Consider the following 14,850-nt stretch of genomic DNA (forward strand, 5'->3'; position numbering starts at 1 on the left):
GATGAATTATAAAAGATCAGATCGCGTGTCCATGTTGATCAAGCAGGAAGTCAGCAATATGCTCATCACTGAACTCAAGGATCCTGGACTCGGCTTTGTCACGGTAACCGGCGTCAAGTTGAGTGATGATCTGAAACATTGCAAGGTTTATTACAGCGCTTTGGGCGGACAGGAGCAAAAGCAAAAAGTACAGCAGGCTCTGACCCGTGCCAAGGGCCGCATTCGCAAAGAGATAGGACGCCGAATCAAACTTCGTTTGGTTCCGGAGATTACGTTTTCTTATGACGAGTCAACCGAACACGCCGATCATATTGAAAAGTTGATCAAAAAGATACACAAGAATGACAAAAAAGGTCCTTCAGACGAATAGCGGGCAAACGGCAGGTCCGGAATTTATACAGGATGGTCTGATCATGCCGGTGAGAAAACCCATCGGCTGGACATCAAACGATATTATCCGTCTGTTGAAAAAGAGACGGCGGTCTTTGAAAATAGGACACAGTGGCACTCTGGATCCGTTTGCTGACGGACTTTTATTGATTTGCGCCGGGAAAGCCACAAAGCAGGTGCCCCGGCTTTTGCAGCTTGAAAAGGAATATACAGCCCGGTTCGAACTGGGAATAGAGACCGATACGCTTGATATTACCGGTCGTATTGTCAAAACATGTTCTCTGAAAAAGCTTGATCCTGAGGTGTTAAGGAACGTGATCGCCCGATTTCAAGGCGCTATCGAACAAGTTCCGCCTCGCTTTTCCGCGCTTCTGGTGAACGGAAAACGTTCCTATGAATTGGCGCGGGAGGGAAAAGAACTCGAACTCAAACCGCGACCGGTGACGATTTACCGGATAGAGGTTTTGAGCGTTTATGACCAGAGTTTTGATGTGCGGATCGTCTGTTCCAAGGGAACGTACATACGTTCCCTGGCCCGTGATATCGCCGTCGCCCTGGATCAGGTGGGTTTTGTAAGATTATTGACCCGAACCCGGATCGGCTCCTACACACTGGATGATGCGGTAACATTGGAACAAGCACTTGAATTGATTAGAGATATCTGATTTTGAGAGTTATCTGGAGCATAAAAGACGCAGAGTTTTGCACCCCTTCAGTGATGACAATGGGTATTTTTGATGGCGTACATGCCGGCCATCAGCAAATATTGAAAACAACATGTGAACGTGCTGAAATTGAAGGGGCCTATTCAGTCCTGCTGACGTTTGAACCGCATCCCGGTTTTGTGCTGAAAAACTCCGGAACTCCTGACATACGTCTGCTGTCAACGATCGATGAAAAGATCGAAATTCTTGAAGAACTGGGACTGGATTGTCTGATTATCGCAAATTTCACGCAGTCTTTTGCGTCTACATCCGCAGAAGATTATGTTAAAAATCTCATTGTGGACAGCATGCGGGCAAAGCAGGTCATCATTGGTCATGATCATGCATTCGGACGCGGTCGCTCCGGGAATATCGACTTGCTCAGACAAATGGGACAAGAATACGGCTTTGGTGTCGATGCTGTGAATCCCGTAGCTGCCGGTCAGAAAACGGTGAGCAGCACCCGGGTTCGGGAGTTGATCACCGGCAATGAGGTGGAAAAAGCCGCAGACCTGCTGAAACGTCCCTACGCGATACACGGTCAGGTGGTGAACGGGAGCGGCCGGGGAAAAAAGATCGGCTTTCCGACCGCCAACATTCGGCTGTTTTCCCAATACAAACTGGTTCCCGGTAACGGTATTTACGCCACACGCACCCGGAGTGATGATGTGATGTATCCTTCTGTTACCTATGTCGGAACCCGTCCGACATTCGGACTGGAAGAGCGTGTGATCGAGTCTCATATAATGGATTTTGATGGTGAGATCTATGGAACTGAATTAAAACTTTATTTTTATAAATGTCTCCGACAGGAGGAGCAGTTTGCGGACGAACAGGCTCTTGTGGAGGCCATTAAACAGGATAAGAAAAAAGCAGAAAAATTCTTGCAGAATGGAGGAACAGATTAATGTCTGTGTCAAAAGATCAAATCAGTGAAATTGTTGGAAAATTTGGAGGTAACGCGAACAATCCAGGGCAAACCGAAGCCCAGATCGCTATCCTCACAGCCCGGATCAATGACCTGCGGGATCATTTTAAAGACAATCCGAAAGATCATCACAGCCGTCGCGGTTTGCTGCAGATGGTGGGTAAACGCCGCAGACTGCTGGATTATCTGCGCAAAAAAAATATTGACCGTTACAGATCATTGATTCAGGAACTATCTATCCGTCGTTAATGGTTGGGGCCTACTCTGTGTGATGGCCTGACTCGTAGGAAAGGAGGAAATATGATCGACGTACAACACATGTCTCGTTATTACGGGGATGTGGCCGCTGTGAACGACGTGAGTTTCAAGGTCGAAAAAGGTGAAATCGTTGGTTTTTTGGGACCGAACGCTGCAGGTAAAACAACAACCATGCGTGTGTTGACTTCGTATTTGCCGGCGACCAGCGGTTCGGTTTCTGTTGCCGGATTCGATGTCCTTGACGACTCGATGCAAGTGCGCAAGCGGATCGGCTATATGCCGGAAAATCCCCCTCTTTACCAGGAAATGCGGGTACATGATTACCTGGATTTCGTGGCCAAAATCAAAGGAGTTGAGCCGGCTGACCGGAAAAATGCCGTGCAGTCCGCGCTCGAACGAACCGGTTGTTCCCAGGTGAGCGACCGGGTCATCAAAGTCTTGTCCAAGGGGTTCAAACAACGCGTGGGACTGGCCCAGGCGCTGGTACACAACCCCGATCTTTTGATCCTCGACGAACCCACCGTGGGACTGGATCCCAACCAGATCGTGGAGGTACGCGAGCTGATCAAAAGTCTCGCGGGGGAGCACACTATTTTGCTCAGCACTCATATTCTGCCCGAAGTCAGTATGACGTGTGAACGGGTGATTATCATCAACCGGGGACGGGTCGTCGCCGAGGATACACCTCAGAATTTGGCCAAAAAACATGCCGGTACAACCCGGCTTTTGCTGTCTCTGGATGCTCCGGCCGATGAAGTAAAGGAAACGCTGGGAAACCTGTCCGGTGTGGAACGAATTATGCAGGCGGGGGATTCCGAAACCGGCAAGCCGTCGTTTTACGTGCACAGCAGTGCACAGGTGGAAATCGGCCCGCAAGTGGCCAAAACTGTGGTCGAAAAAGGTTGGCCCTTGTATGAACTGAAAGCTGAAGATGTCAGCCTCGAAGATGTCTTTAAGCGCTTAACGACAACAGAGGAGGGCGGTGAATCATGAGAAATATTAGTGCAATCTTTAATCGGGAACTCAAATCTTATTTCTCTTCTCCTGTTGCTTATATTGTCATCGGCTTGTTTCTGCTGCTGGCCGGATTGTTTTTCTATCTGATCCTGACCAACTTTGTCCAGATGTGCATGCGCGCGGACATGATGCAGCAGCAGTACGGCGGACGTATGGCGCCGCCCAAGCTGAATGTCAATGTCATGGCCATTCGTCCTGTGTTTCATAATCTGAGCCTGTTTGCACTGTTCTTTCTGCCGCTGATTACCATGCGGCTGTTTTCGGATGAAAAGAAAACAGGTACGATTGAATTGTTAATGACCTCACCTGTTAAAAACGGTGAAACTATTGTTGGTAAATTCAGTGCCGCCGCGCTTTTGTACCTGATTATGCTGGCCGGCACGTTTGTCTATATTCTATTCACGATAGCCTATGGCAACCCGGAGATCGGACCGATTCTGGTCGGATATCTGGGCCTGTTTTTGCTCGGGTCCTGCTATATTTCATTCGGACTGTTTTTTTCAACATTGACGGACAATCAGATTATCTCTGCCATGAGCACTATCGTTTTTATTCTGGTGTTCTGGGCAATCGGCTGGGTATCCGGTATGATGAGTCCGCAGCTGGGACAGACTCTGTCCAATTTTTCGCTGATCGAGCACTTTACAGATTTTGCCAAAGGCGTTCTGGATACCAAGCACGTTGTCTTCTACCTGAGTTTCATTTTTATGGGACTTTTTCTTTCGTATGTATCAATTGAATCTTCAAGATGGAGAGGTAGATGATGAAAAAATATTTTAAATATACAGGATGGGCCGGACTGGTCCTTGCTATTATCGGATTGATTTCCTATTCGGTCAATTCAATCCTCACGACATTCACGACAATCTGTCTGATCGCAGGCGGTGTTCTGCTGATCGCTTATTTTATACTGAATTTTAAAGAGATCAAAACGGGTCTCACCAGCCGTTCTGCCAAATTTGGCTCCAATGCGCTGCTGGTGGTTTTATTTACGCTGGGGATTCTCATTGTTATTAATATCCTGGCATCACGTTTTTCTGCGCGTGTAGATACCACGGCATCCCGGCTGTACAGTCTGGCTGAACAGACGGAAAAAGTGATGAAAAACCTAAAACGGGATGTAAACGTTTTGGGATTTTACAAAGCCGGTGAAAGCCAGCAGGCTCAAGAATTGCTGACGGAATATACTCATTTTTCACAGCGGCTGAAAACTGAATTCCTGGATCCGGATAAAAATCCGGGACTGGCCAAACAGTACAACATCAACCGCTATAATACCGTTATTGTGGAAAGTATGGGAAAACGCGAGCGCCTTGATGAGCTGACCGAGGAAAATCTCACCAATGCCATTATCAAGGTGACTCGTGATAAAGTGAAAACTATCTATTTTACCACGGGACACGGCGAACGCTCGCTGCAGGATAGCGAGCAAGGCGGTTTTAGCAAGGCCAAACAACTGATTCAGGATGAAAATTATCAAATCGATGAAATCATGCTGGCGGCTGCTGACGGAGAAGTTCCCTCGGACTGCAGTGTACTGGCTGTTGCTTCACCCCGGACCGGAATCTGTTGCCGATCGAGGTGGAGGCTATAGAGAACTTTTTGAAACAGGGCGGCAAAGTATTGTTCCTGCTGGATACTGATTCTCCGGTTTCTTATTCAGAGTTTCTGGACACGTACGGATTTGAGATCGGCAATAATATCATTGTGGATTACTCCGGAATGGGACAGCTGTTCGGCGCCGGTCCTACCATTCCGATTGTGTCTCAGTATGCGGATCATGTTATTACCGAAGGATTTCGGGTCATGACTTTTTTCCCGGAGGCGCGTTCGATCTCTCAGAAAGAATCCGGGCCCGCTGGCGCCACTCTAACGGAACTGGCCAAGACCAGCAAACAGAGCTGGGCGGAAACCGGTTCGCTGGCTTCCGGTGAGGTGGCTTTTGATCCCGGGCAGGATGTGGAAGGCCCGGTTTCGGTGTTTACTATTTTTGAAAAAACGGCAGAAGAACAGCCGGAAAATACGGAACTCGAGATCGATGCGGACGCCGCAAAAACGCGAATTGCCGTGTTGGGTGACGCTGATTTTGCCTCGAATGGGTATATCGATGTCCAGGGAAACAAGGATTTGTTTCTCAATACCGTCAGCTGGCTGGCGGCGGAAGAAGACCTGATCTCTGTGCGTCCCCGCAGTCCCGAAGACCGTCGTCTGAATATGACGCAAAAGCAGTCCAGGCTGCTGTTATGGGGAAGAGTGATATCTGCTTCCTTTAATTATATTCGGAATGGGTGTTTATGTTTATCGGAAACGGAAAAATTAAGTGTCAGGCGGGCGTTGTCCCGCCTTTTTCAGGATATAAAAACAGGAGAAACAGATGAAATTCAAGACAACGCTCATATTAGCCCTCGTCCTGGCGGTTGGTATTGTTGCCGTTGTTCTTTTAAATAAACAGGAAGAGAAGAAACAAAAAGCAAAAGAACGGGCCAGCCGTATATTGAATATTCAACAGGATGATGTGACTGAACTGCTGTTGCAGCCTAAAGGTATTCATTGTGTGCGGGACAGCGTGGAATGGCGAATTATCAATCCCGTACGCACGAGGGGCGATAAAAACGCTATCGAATCCGTGATCGGTTTGTTTGAACGCGCGAATCAGGAGCGGGTGGTGTCTTCAAATCCGGATGATTACCAAAAGTTTGGCTTGGCTCCGCCTAGCGCATCTTTCATTCTTGTCCATGCCAGCGGCACAGACACCATTTATGTCGGGGACGAAAGCCCAACAGGTTCATTTGTGTTTGCCCGTCAGAGCGGCAGTCCGGATGTGTTTCTGACCACAACCACGCTCAAAAACAATGCAGAAAAAGAACTGTTTGATCTGCGTGATAAAAAAGCGCTCGGATTTGACAAGAACACCATTCACAGCCTGACGTTGAATAACAGGCATGGCCGGTTTGTTCTAAAACGCAACGCCGGCGCCTGGCAGCTTGTACAGCCGGGCGAGTATGAAACGGCGCAGTCGGATGTTCGCACCCTGGTCAACCGGTTGAGCAGTGAAAACGTCAACGAATATGTGAATGAATCGCCGGAATCTTTGCGGGCCTACGGGCTGGCGGATCCCTCCATGCGGGTGACTGTCACATTCCGAAACGGCGCGTCAAAGAGTTTAATGATTGGAAACCAAAAGGGCAAAGAGTATTATGCCAAAGATGATACCCGGAATCCGGTCTTTGTGGTGGATACTTCTTTTGTGTCTTTGTTTGACAAAAGCTTGTATGATTTACGTAATAAACAATTGACAGATTTTATGTCAAATGATGTTCAAAAGTTCTCTCTCATGTTCGACGATATGACCATTGAATGTGTAAAAGATACGGCCGGCAACTGGTTTCTGACAAAACCGGAGGAGCGTAAAGCCAAGAACTGGAAAATATCGAGCATTACACGCAAAGCGGCCCAGCTTGAGGTTGCCCGTTTTGTCGATGACGATCCCTCGTCATTATCTCCTTATGGATTGGATGATCCCGAGGCCCGTGCGGTGTTCTATAATGAAAACGATCAGATTCTTGTTGAACTGCTGCTCGGACATATCCGTGGTGATCAGGTGTATGCAAAAACCGCGGCATCCGATGCAGTATACATGCTGGAAGAATCAGTGCTAAATGTATTTACTCCGGAACTAAATGTGATCAGCGAGACCGAACCGGTAGAGGAAAACAATTAGGCTGTCCGGGCAGCCGCGGCTGCCCGGAGAATCGATGAGAAGGGAGAGAACGGTTATTTAATGATTTGGAGGATGAATGGTAATTAAAAAAGAAATTGATTTTGCCGGAAAGACACTGTCTGTCGAAACAGGCAAAATGGCAAAACAGGCCAGTGCAGCAGTGTGGATACGGTATGGTGATACCGTGCTGCTGGCCACGGTTGTCGGCAGCGACAGTCCCCGGGAAGGGATTGACTTTTTTCCGCTTCAGGTCGAATATCGGGAGCGTACGTATGCGGCAGGCAAGATTCCCGGAGGTTATATCAAACGTGAGGGAAGGCCGTCAGAAACTGAAATACTATCAGCCCGTCTTATTGATCGCCCGATTCGCCCCTTGTTTCCCAAAGGTTACAATAATGAAGTCCAGGTGATGGTGCATGTGCTCTCGTCTGACAAGGAAAACGATGCTGATGTGCTTGCCATCACAGCAGTCGGAATTGCCGTTAACCTGTCCGAGATTCCGTTTGAAGGACCGATTGCCGGCGCCCGGGTTGGACGTGTGGACGGCGAGTGGGTGGTGAATCCCACGTATTCACAACGTGAAGAAAGTGATGTCGACCTGGTTATGGCTGCTTCGGAAGAATCTATTCTCATGGTGGAAGGTGAAGCCATGGTTCTCTCCGAAGAGGATATGATTAAAGGCATGGAGTTCGGGCATGAAAAGATCAAAGAATTGATCGAACTGGAAAAAGAGCTGGTCCAGGAAGCCGGAAAAGTCAAATTGGACGTGCCTGAAGAAGAAGACAATACTGAATTTCTGGAAAAAGTACAGTCATTTTGCAATGACAATGACCGGCTGAAAAATGCTCTGAATCTGACTGACAAGCAATCGCGACAGCAGGCCATCAAAGCGTTGCGAGACGAGATTGCAGAAGAACTGGAAGAGGAATTCCCGGAAAGCGAAAAAGAAATCCGTAATATTATTCATGACATGGAAAAAGAAATTGTCCGTGCCATGATCCTGAATGAGAGCCGCAGGCTGGACGGCCGATCTCTGGATGATATCCGTGATATTTCCATTGAAGTCGGATTACTGCCGCGCGCGCACGGTTCCGCGTTGTTCACACGTGGACAAACCCAGTCCTTGACGGCTGCCACGCTGGGCACCAAGATTGATGAACAGCGCATTGAGGGCCTGGAAGGTGACTTTTCCAAAAATTACATGCTGCATTATAATTTCCCGCCCTTTTGTACCGGTGAAGTTAAAATGATTCGCGGCACCAGCCGACGGGAAGTCGGACATGGCAATCTCGCTGAACGTGCGCTGAAACCGTCGATTCCCGCGGATTCTCTGTTTCCGTATACGATTCGAATCGTATCCGATATTCTCGAATCCAACGGCTCTTCATCCATGGCTACGGTATGCGCCGGTTCTCTGTCCCTGATGGACGCGGGCGTGCCGGTCAAGTCGCATATCGCCGGTATTGCCATGGGATTGATCAAAGAGGATGACAAGGTGGCGGTTCTCACGGATATTCTGGGCGATGAAGATCATATGGGCGATATGGATTTCAAGGTGGCCGGAAACCGGGAAGGCATAACCGCATTCCAGATGGATATCAAAATCAAGGGAATTTCATCAGAGATCATGGCTGAGGCTCTGGACAAAGCCCGCAATGCACGACTGTTCATCCTGGAAAAAATGCAAGCCGCGATTAGCGGTCCAAGAACCGAAATTTCCGAATATGCACCGCGGATTCTGTCTTTCAAGATTGAACAGGATGATATCGGCACGGTCATCGGACCCGGCGGTAAAATGATTCGCGAGATTCAGGAAACAACCGGCGCAACCATCAATATCGAAGAAGACGGCACCGTCACAATTGCCTGTCTGGATTCTGAGGGCGGCGAACAGGCGCTTGAACGGATCAAAGGGTTGGTTGCCAAACCTGAACCTGGCAAAATTTACGAAGGTACCATCAAAAAAATCACGAATTTCGGCGCGTTTGTCGAAATTTTACCGGGTAAAGAAGGCCTTTTGCATATCAGCAATGTCAGCAAAGAGCGGATCGCCCGGGTTGAAGATGTACTCAAAGTAGGTGATAAGGTTAAAGTAAAACTCATGTCGCTGGAACCCAACGGCAAGATGGATTTAAATCGCAAAGTTTTACTTTAAAAAATAGAATGGCGGAAACCCAGCTTTTCGAAACACCCACAAAGCGAACCGTACTGGATAATGGCATCCGCGTCGTAACCGAACGGGTGCCATATGTCCGGTCGGTTGCTGCAGGGGTATGGGTGCAGAGTGGTTCCAGCAATGAAACCGAAGAGACGAACGGAATCGCTCATTTTCTCGAGCATATGCTCTTCAAGGGGACTCGAACCCGCAGTGCGATGGACCTTGCGAACAGTCTCGAATCGCTGGGCGGCCATCTGAACGGCTCCACCGGGCGAGAAGTGTCCATGTACTCGGCTTATATTCTAAACGAACATGTCGATACGGCGCTGGAAGTGCTTGCCGACTTGACACAGAATCCCCGGTTTAAAGCGTCTGATATTGATGTGGAAAAACAGGTTGTTTTATCCGAATTGATGCGTTCTCTGGAAGACCCGGAAGAGCTCGCATTTGATTATTTTTATCAATATGTGTATCATAATCATCCTCTGGGTTATCTCATTCTGGGAACCCCTGATAATATCCGCTCTTTTCAGCAACAGGATCTGACGAATTTTCATTCATTACATTATAGTCCCAATCGAATGGTGGTGGCAGCTGCCGGAAATATTGAGCATGATACAATCGTTAAACATGTAGAACGATTGTTTAGAACCGATCCGCGTGTAGAGCCCGGCAAAACCGGCCCCATACAGGCGCCTGTGGATCAAAAAATCATCAATATGAAGAATCTGCAGCAGGCACATATTCTCCTGGGCTATCAGACCTTTGGGCTGGCCGATGAACGGAGGTATGCACTTGCCCTTTTGGATGTTATGCTGGGAAGCGGGATGAGTAGCCGCCTGTTTCAGAATATACGCGAAGCCTATGGGTTTACTTATAATGTGTTTTCATTTTTGGATTTGATGAGAGATACCGGCGTGTTCGGTGCGTATGCAGCCAGCGAGCCGGATAAAGTCGACAGGACGGTGGGTCTTTTGCAGCGTGAAATTGACCGGATCAAAAAGGGTGATATCGGACAAAAAGAACTGGACAAGGTTAAATCGCAGGTGAGAGGCAGTCTTGTTTTGAGTTTTGAAAGCACCGGGCGAAGAATGAAAAAAATCGGAGAATCCGAAATTTATCAACGCCCTCATCAGACCATACAACAGGTCCTGGACCGGGTGAAAAAAGTGAAAATTGAGGATATGGTCAATGCCGCAAACCATGTGTTTCAAGATCAAAATAAATGTCTAACTGTATTAACGCCTGAATAGTGGAGGTCGTTATGATCATCGGAGTGCCCAAAGAAATTAAAACCAACGAAAACCGAATCGCTTTGATTCCGTCCGGCGCTGAAGTGCTGAGCCAGCGCGGTTACACAGTGTTGATTGAAAAGGATGCAGGCGTCGGAAGCGGATTCGAAGATGAAACGTATATAGCATCCGGGGCAGAGATTGTGGATACCGCGGAAGACATCTTTGAGCGGTCGGATATGATTATAAAGGTTAAAGAGCCGCTGCCACAAGAATATGATTTGATCCGCGAAAAACAGGTGGTGTTTACTTATTTTCATTTTGCAGCTTCACAGGAACTGACCGATGCCATGATCAGACGCAAAGGCATCTGTATTGCATACGAGACCGTGGAAACTGAATCCGGAGAATTGCCGCTTCTTATTCCGATGAGTGAAGTGGCCGGACGCATGGCGGTTCAGGAAGGCGCTAAATATCTGGAAAAATTTTTTGGCGGACGCGGTTTGCTGCTGGCAGGAATTCCGGGCGTAAAGCCGGCGAATGTGGCCATCCTCGGCGGCGGTATTGTCGGCACCAATGCGGCCAAAATGGCCGCCGGTCTGGGCGCCAATGTTTCGATACTGGACGTCAATCTGGAACGGCTGCGTTATCTTGATGATGTCATGCCTAAAAATGTCACGACGGTTAAATCCGATCCGCATACCATTCGGGAAGAGATTTCCAAAGCTGATCTGGTCATTGGCGCGGTCTTGATTGCCGGCGGTAAAGCGCCCAAGCTGATTACCCGCGATATGCTGTCGTTGATGCGCGAAGGCGCGGTCATTGTTGATGTGGCCGTGGACCAGGGCGGATCCGTGGAAACCATTCATCCGACCACGCACGAAGACCCGACCTATGTGGTTGACGGTATTATTCATTACGCGGTTGCCAACATGCCGGGTGCGGTGCCGCGCACATCCACTATCGGTTTGACCAATGCGACCCTGCCGTTTGCCGCGGATATCGCTGCTATGCTGGATAAGGATACGGTGTTGGACGCCAAGGCATTGCTGAAGGATCAAGAAGTCGCCCGCGGCGTCAATATTCTCAACGGTAAGGTGACCCATGAACGGGTGGCTGAAGCCTTTGATTTGCCGTACACTGAACTCAAAGAGGCGTTAAAAACCTTGTGAGTATTTTAGCTTATCATATGGTGGACCCGCGCTTTTATTTTGGCGCGACACGGGTCACACCTTCTTCGTTTGAAACACAGGTGCGCATGATCCGTGATATGCGCATTCCGGTCAGAACCTTGACTGATTATTTGAGCACATCCGATCCTGAACGCGGGCTGGCTATTACCTTTGATGATGGATTTCAATCGGTGTTTCAGTACGCATTTCCCATTCTTGAACGCTATCATATTAAAGCAACCGTTTTTGTGATTCCAGCCTTTACAGGACAGTTCAATACCTGGGATGTAACGTTCGGCACCCGGGCGCGTTTGATGAACTGGGATGAACTCGGGATGCTGTGCCGTGCAGGCTGGGAAATCGGATCGCACACGCTGACCCATAAGGATCTGAGACGTATTTCCCGCAGCCAGCGCACTCGGGAATTGCAGCGTTCCCGGAATCTCCTGCAACAGCATCTGAACACATGCAGTTCAGTGATTTCGTTTCCATTCGGGAATACTGATGCCGCGGCTGTTAAGGACTATCTATCCGCCGGATACCGAAACGGTGTGGTCCTCTCGGAACTGTCTGGAGGGCTTGATCCGGAATTTAATATCGGACGTCAGGGCGTTTATTTGTTTGATTCGCTGAAGCGTGTGCGTCAAAAAATAACGGGACAGAATAAAATGATGAATCGAGCCCTGCAACGCGGTATCGGCTGGTGCAGTAACGCCACCGTGGCTGTCAAAGAAAAAGAATGGCAAATTCATTAAAATATCTCTTGATTATTGGAACAATTATTCTTATTTTCTAAGACTGAACATGACGGTGACCCAAAAAAAGGGAAAGCCATGCAGAAAAGGCCGATCAAGCGTTTGTATTACTCGATCACGGAGGTGAGCGAGATCACCGGCTTGAAGGCTTATGTTCTGCGCTATTGGGAAACCGAATTTTCGGAGCTGAAACCGGGCAAGAACAGGGCCGGTAACCGAATTTACAAGAAAAAAGATATCCAGTTGATACAGTTGATCAAGCGTCTGCTGTATCAGGAAAAATACACCATTGAAGGCGCCAGACAAAAACTGAGTCAGCTGAATGATCAGAAGGATAAAGCGTCGCAGTTGTCGCTCCTGGAACCTGACAAGAATAAAAAACTGTTGCAGGAACTCCGTAAAGGCCTGCAGGAGTGTCTTGAATTACTTGATTCGTAATCGGGGCGTAGCGCAGCCCGGTTAGCGCGCCACACTGGGGGTGTGGAAGTCGGGAGTTCAAATCTCCCCGCCCCGACTGGTAAAAAGGTTTGGCAGAATTGTCAGACCTTTTTTTGTTTTTGAGCGAGAAAAGGTTCGCAATCAAGATGTGTTCAGGTTGTTGGGTGGAATGTCTGATTGTTGCAAAAAGTCTGTGGTTCGAGCCATAACCGCATTTACATGGTTTAAAAATGAATGAAAACTCGAAATAAAATTTGAGTTTTCAACAATAATTTATATATTAAAGCTCGGTTAATCATATAGTAATAGTCAGATAAACGATCAAGGGGAACCATGCGGTTAGAGCTTGATTTGTGCGCCGTTGACAAGAAACAGCACCTGCCCATCAATTACAATTATCCGCTGGGACAGGCCGTGTACAATATGATGTCGAATATTACCGATCATGTCTGGAAATATTACGAGAAAAAGGATTTTTAACAAAAGACGGCCAACTGAGGCGGCTTTACACCGTTTCCGGACTGTTTCTCAATCCCAAACCCAGGCCGGACGGTAATATGCTGCCGCTGGTGCCGCGTACGTGTGCAAAATTGTTTATTTCCAGTCCAATGATTGATGAATATAATATGGACAAGGTTATCAATTGCTTTCAGGGTCAAATGCTGCACGTGGACGGGGGAGGGCATCATTCAGAATTTATCGTAAACGACGTAAAGATTATCCCGGTGCCGATGTTTCAATCACCCTGCCGCTTTTTATGTTTATCACCCCTGGTGTTCTCACAGGAACGCGGAAACAAGAATCGGCCGTTTACCTATTACTATCGGCCGGATGACAAAGAGCTGCCCTCTGTTGTTCGCCACTCCCTGATCACGAAACATGAACAGGCTTACGGCGTCCCCCCTCAGGATAAGACCCTGGATTTCAGACTCTGCATTAATCCTCAACAGCGTCGGATCACCCGTCTGGTGCATGTTCATGAAAATGAACCCAACGAGTTTTTTGTTCGTGCCATTTTTACCCGCTTTGTTATGAGTGGTTCTACTCAGCTCATGCGGACAGCCTGGGAATGCGGCCTGGGAGAACACTGCAGCCTCGGTTTCGGCTGTGTGGGCATTGACTGAGTTCTATTCGAGCGCAGAGCCCTCTCTTTGCTTTATCTCTGATCAAATCCCGGTGTTTCGGCATGGCAGGTTCCGCGGCCTAGGCCGAACTATCAGTAAAACCGGAATGATAAAAGGTGAAATATTTGTTCAATGAATGGTATGCAAACAGGAGAAAGCTATAATGAAGAAAATAATGCTGGTACTGACTTTTTTCATTTTCTTGACTACGGAGTTATTGGGACAGATGCAATTTAATGTACTTGTTTTTACAAAAACAGACGGTTACCGTCATGAATCCATTCTGCAGGGGGTTCCAGCCATTAAAAAACTTGCAGAAAAACATCAGTTCGGTGTGTTCTGGACGGAGGATGCCGGTGTTTTTTCAGATTCCACGCTGAAAGAATACGATGTTATTTTGTTTTTGAACAACGATGGAAATGTGTTGAACCCATCTCAGCAGCAGGCGTTTAAAAATCACATCGAACGCGGCAACGGGTTTGTCGGCATACACGGTGCAAGCGCCACAGAACTGGAATGGGACTGGTATGGTCAGCTGGTGGGCCGATGGTTTATCAAACATCCCAAGGTTCAGACCGCTCGTTTGAACCGGCTGAACTCTACCTTCCCGGGAATGTCCGGATTTCCGGAGCACATGCTCTGGACAGATGAATGGTATGTGTTTACTGAAGAAAAAAGTCCGAATCTCAACTATCTGCTGAGTGTTGATGAGAGCACTTTTGACACCAAACGCGGATGGAAAACGGGAGAAGACCACAGCATGGGTGACTTTCATCCCATTGCCTGGTATCATAAAGTGCATGGCGGCCGTTCATTTTATACCGGTCTGGGACATATCGGTGTCGCATTTCAGAGTGAAATATTTTTGCAACATATCTATGGCGGAATTTTTTGGGCGGCAACCGGGATCGGTTTGCAATAATCCATAGTGTGAAAAACATGAATCAAACAGG

17 protein-coding genes and 1 tRNA gene are annotated in these 14,850 nt (G+C 48.0%); all 18 read left to right on the plus strand.

Annotated features, from left to right (window positions below; all coding sequences use genetic code 11):
- Position 1: 1 nt before the first annotated feature.
- The 18 genes from rbfA to U5R06_11840 all read left to right on the plus strand — a co-directional run bounded on the left by rbfA (position 2) and on the right by U5R06_11840 (position 14,819).
- The gene (gene rbfA, locus U5R06_11755) at positions 2 to 370 is read left to right on the plus strand and encodes a 30S ribosome-binding factor RbfA (GenBank protein MDZ7723450.1); all 369 of its coding nucleotides are present in this window, start codon (positions 2 to 4) and stop codon (positions 368 to 370) included.
- Positions 342 to 1,055: a tRNA pseudouridine(55) synthase TruB gene (gene truB, locus U5R06_11760; GenBank protein ID MDZ7723451.1), complete on the plus strand. Its 714-nt coding sequence runs from the start codon at positions 342 to 344 to the stop codon at positions 1,053 to 1,055. Before rbfA ends, truB begins: the two co-directional genes overlap by 29 nt.
- Before the next feature lie 50 nt (positions 1,056 to 1,105).
- Positions 1,106 to 2,002: a bifunctional riboflavin kinase/FAD synthetase gene (locus U5R06_11765; protein MDZ7723452.1), complete on the plus strand. Its 897-nt coding sequence runs from the start codon at positions 1,106 to 1,108 to the stop codon at positions 2,000 to 2,002.
- Entirely contained in the window at positions 2,002 to 2,271 is a 270-nt protein-coding gene (rpsO, locus tag U5R06_11770) for a 30S ribosomal protein S15 (GenBank protein MDZ7723453.1), read from the plus strand. The genes U5R06_11765 and rpsO overlap by 1 nt, the downstream gene beginning before the upstream one ends.
- A 51-nt stretch (positions 2,272 to 2,322) precedes the next feature.
- Positions 2,323 to 3,273: an ATP-binding cassette domain-containing protein gene (locus tag U5R06_11775; GenBank protein ID MDZ7723454.1), complete on the plus strand. Its 951-nt coding sequence runs from the start codon at positions 2,323 to 2,325 to the stop codon at positions 3,271 to 3,273.
- A complete protein-coding gene (locus tag U5R06_11780) occupies positions 3,270 to 4,061 on the plus strand; it encodes an ABC transporter permease (GenBank protein MDZ7723455.1) in 792 nt (263 codons plus the stop codon). Before U5R06_11775 ends, U5R06_11780 begins: the two co-directional genes overlap by 4 nt.
- Positions 4,058 to 4,891 (plus strand): Gldg family protein, encoded by an 834-nt coding sequence (locus U5R06_11785; GenBank protein MDZ7723456.1) that lies wholly within the window; start codon positions 4,058 to 4,060, stop codon positions 4,889 to 4,891. Before U5R06_11780 ends, U5R06_11785 begins: the two co-directional genes overlap by 4 nt.
- Complete coding sequence (locus U5R06_11790) at positions 4,867 to 5,745, plus strand: hypothetical protein (GenBank protein ID MDZ7723457.1); 879 nt, start codon at positions 4,867 to 4,869, stop codon at positions 5,743 to 5,745. Before U5R06_11785 ends, U5R06_11790 begins: the two co-directional genes overlap by 25 nt.
- Positions 5,672 to 7,018: a DUF4340 domain-containing protein gene (locus U5R06_11795; protein MDZ7723458.1), complete on the plus strand. Its 1,347-nt coding sequence runs from the start codon at positions 5,672 to 5,674 to the stop codon at positions 7,016 to 7,018. Before U5R06_11790 ends, U5R06_11795 begins: the two co-directional genes overlap by 74 nt.
- Before the next feature lie 76 nt (positions 7,019 to 7,094).
- Positions 7,095 to 9,173, plus strand: a complete 2,079-nt coding sequence (locus U5R06_11800; GenBank protein MDZ7723459.1) for a polyribonucleotide nucleotidyltransferase — start codon at positions 7,095 to 7,097, stop codon at positions 9,171 to 9,173.
- An 8-nt stretch (positions 9,174 to 9,181) separates the two neighbouring features.
- Positions 9,182 to 10,429 carry a pitrilysin family protein gene (locus U5R06_11805; protein MDZ7723460.1) on the plus strand — a complete coding sequence of 416 codons (1,248 nt, stop codon included), beginning with the start codon at positions 9,182 to 9,184 and terminating at the stop codon, positions 10,427 to 10,429.
- A gap of 11 nt (positions 10,430 to 10,440) precedes the next feature.
- The gene (ald, locus tag U5R06_11810; protein ID MDZ7723461.1) at positions 10,441 to 11,580 is read left to right on the plus strand and encodes an alanine dehydrogenase; all 1,140 of its coding nucleotides are present in this window, start codon (positions 10,441 to 10,443) and stop codon (positions 11,578 to 11,580) included.
- Positions 11,577 to 12,335 (plus strand): polysaccharide deacetylase family protein, encoded by a 759-nt coding sequence (locus U5R06_11815; protein ID MDZ7723462.1) that lies wholly within the window; start codon positions 11,577 to 11,579, stop codon positions 12,333 to 12,335. The genes ald and U5R06_11815 overlap by 4 nt, the downstream gene beginning before the upstream one ends.
- Before the next feature lie 78 nt (positions 12,336 to 12,413).
- On the plus strand, positions 12,414 to 12,773 hold the full coding sequence (locus U5R06_11820; GenBank protein MDZ7723463.1) for a MerR family transcriptional regulator: 360 nt from the start codon (positions 12,414 to 12,416) through the stop codon (positions 12,771 to 12,773).
- Between the two features lies 1 nt (position 12,774).
- Positions 12,775 to 12,849, plus strand: a tRNA-Pro gene (locus U5R06_11825).
- Positions 12,850 to 13,106: 257 nt separating this feature from the next.
- A complete protein-coding gene (locus tag U5R06_11830) occupies positions 13,107 to 13,253 on the plus strand; it encodes a hypothetical protein (protein ID MDZ7723464.1) in 147 nt (48 codons plus the stop codon).
- 14 nt (positions 13,254 to 13,267) lie between these two features.
- On the plus strand, positions 13,268 to 13,897 hold the full coding sequence (gene cas6, locus U5R06_11835) for a CRISPR-associated endoribonuclease Cas6 (GenBank protein ID MDZ7723465.1): 630 nt from the start codon (positions 13,268 to 13,270) through the stop codon (positions 13,895 to 13,897).
- A 163-nt stretch (positions 13,898 to 14,060) separates the two neighbouring features.
- The gene (locus U5R06_11840; protein MDZ7723466.1) at positions 14,061 to 14,819 is read left to right on the plus strand and encodes a ThuA domain-containing protein; all 759 of its coding nucleotides are present in this window, start codon (positions 14,061 to 14,063) and stop codon (positions 14,817 to 14,819) included.
- Positions 14,820 to 14,850 lie beyond the last annotated feature (31 nt).

The sequence above is a fragment of the candidate division KSB1 bacterium genome (assembly GCA_034521575.1).
Classification (GTDB): Bacteria; Zhuqueibacterota; Zhuqueibacteria; order Residuimicrobiales; family Krinioviventaceae; genus JAXHMJ01.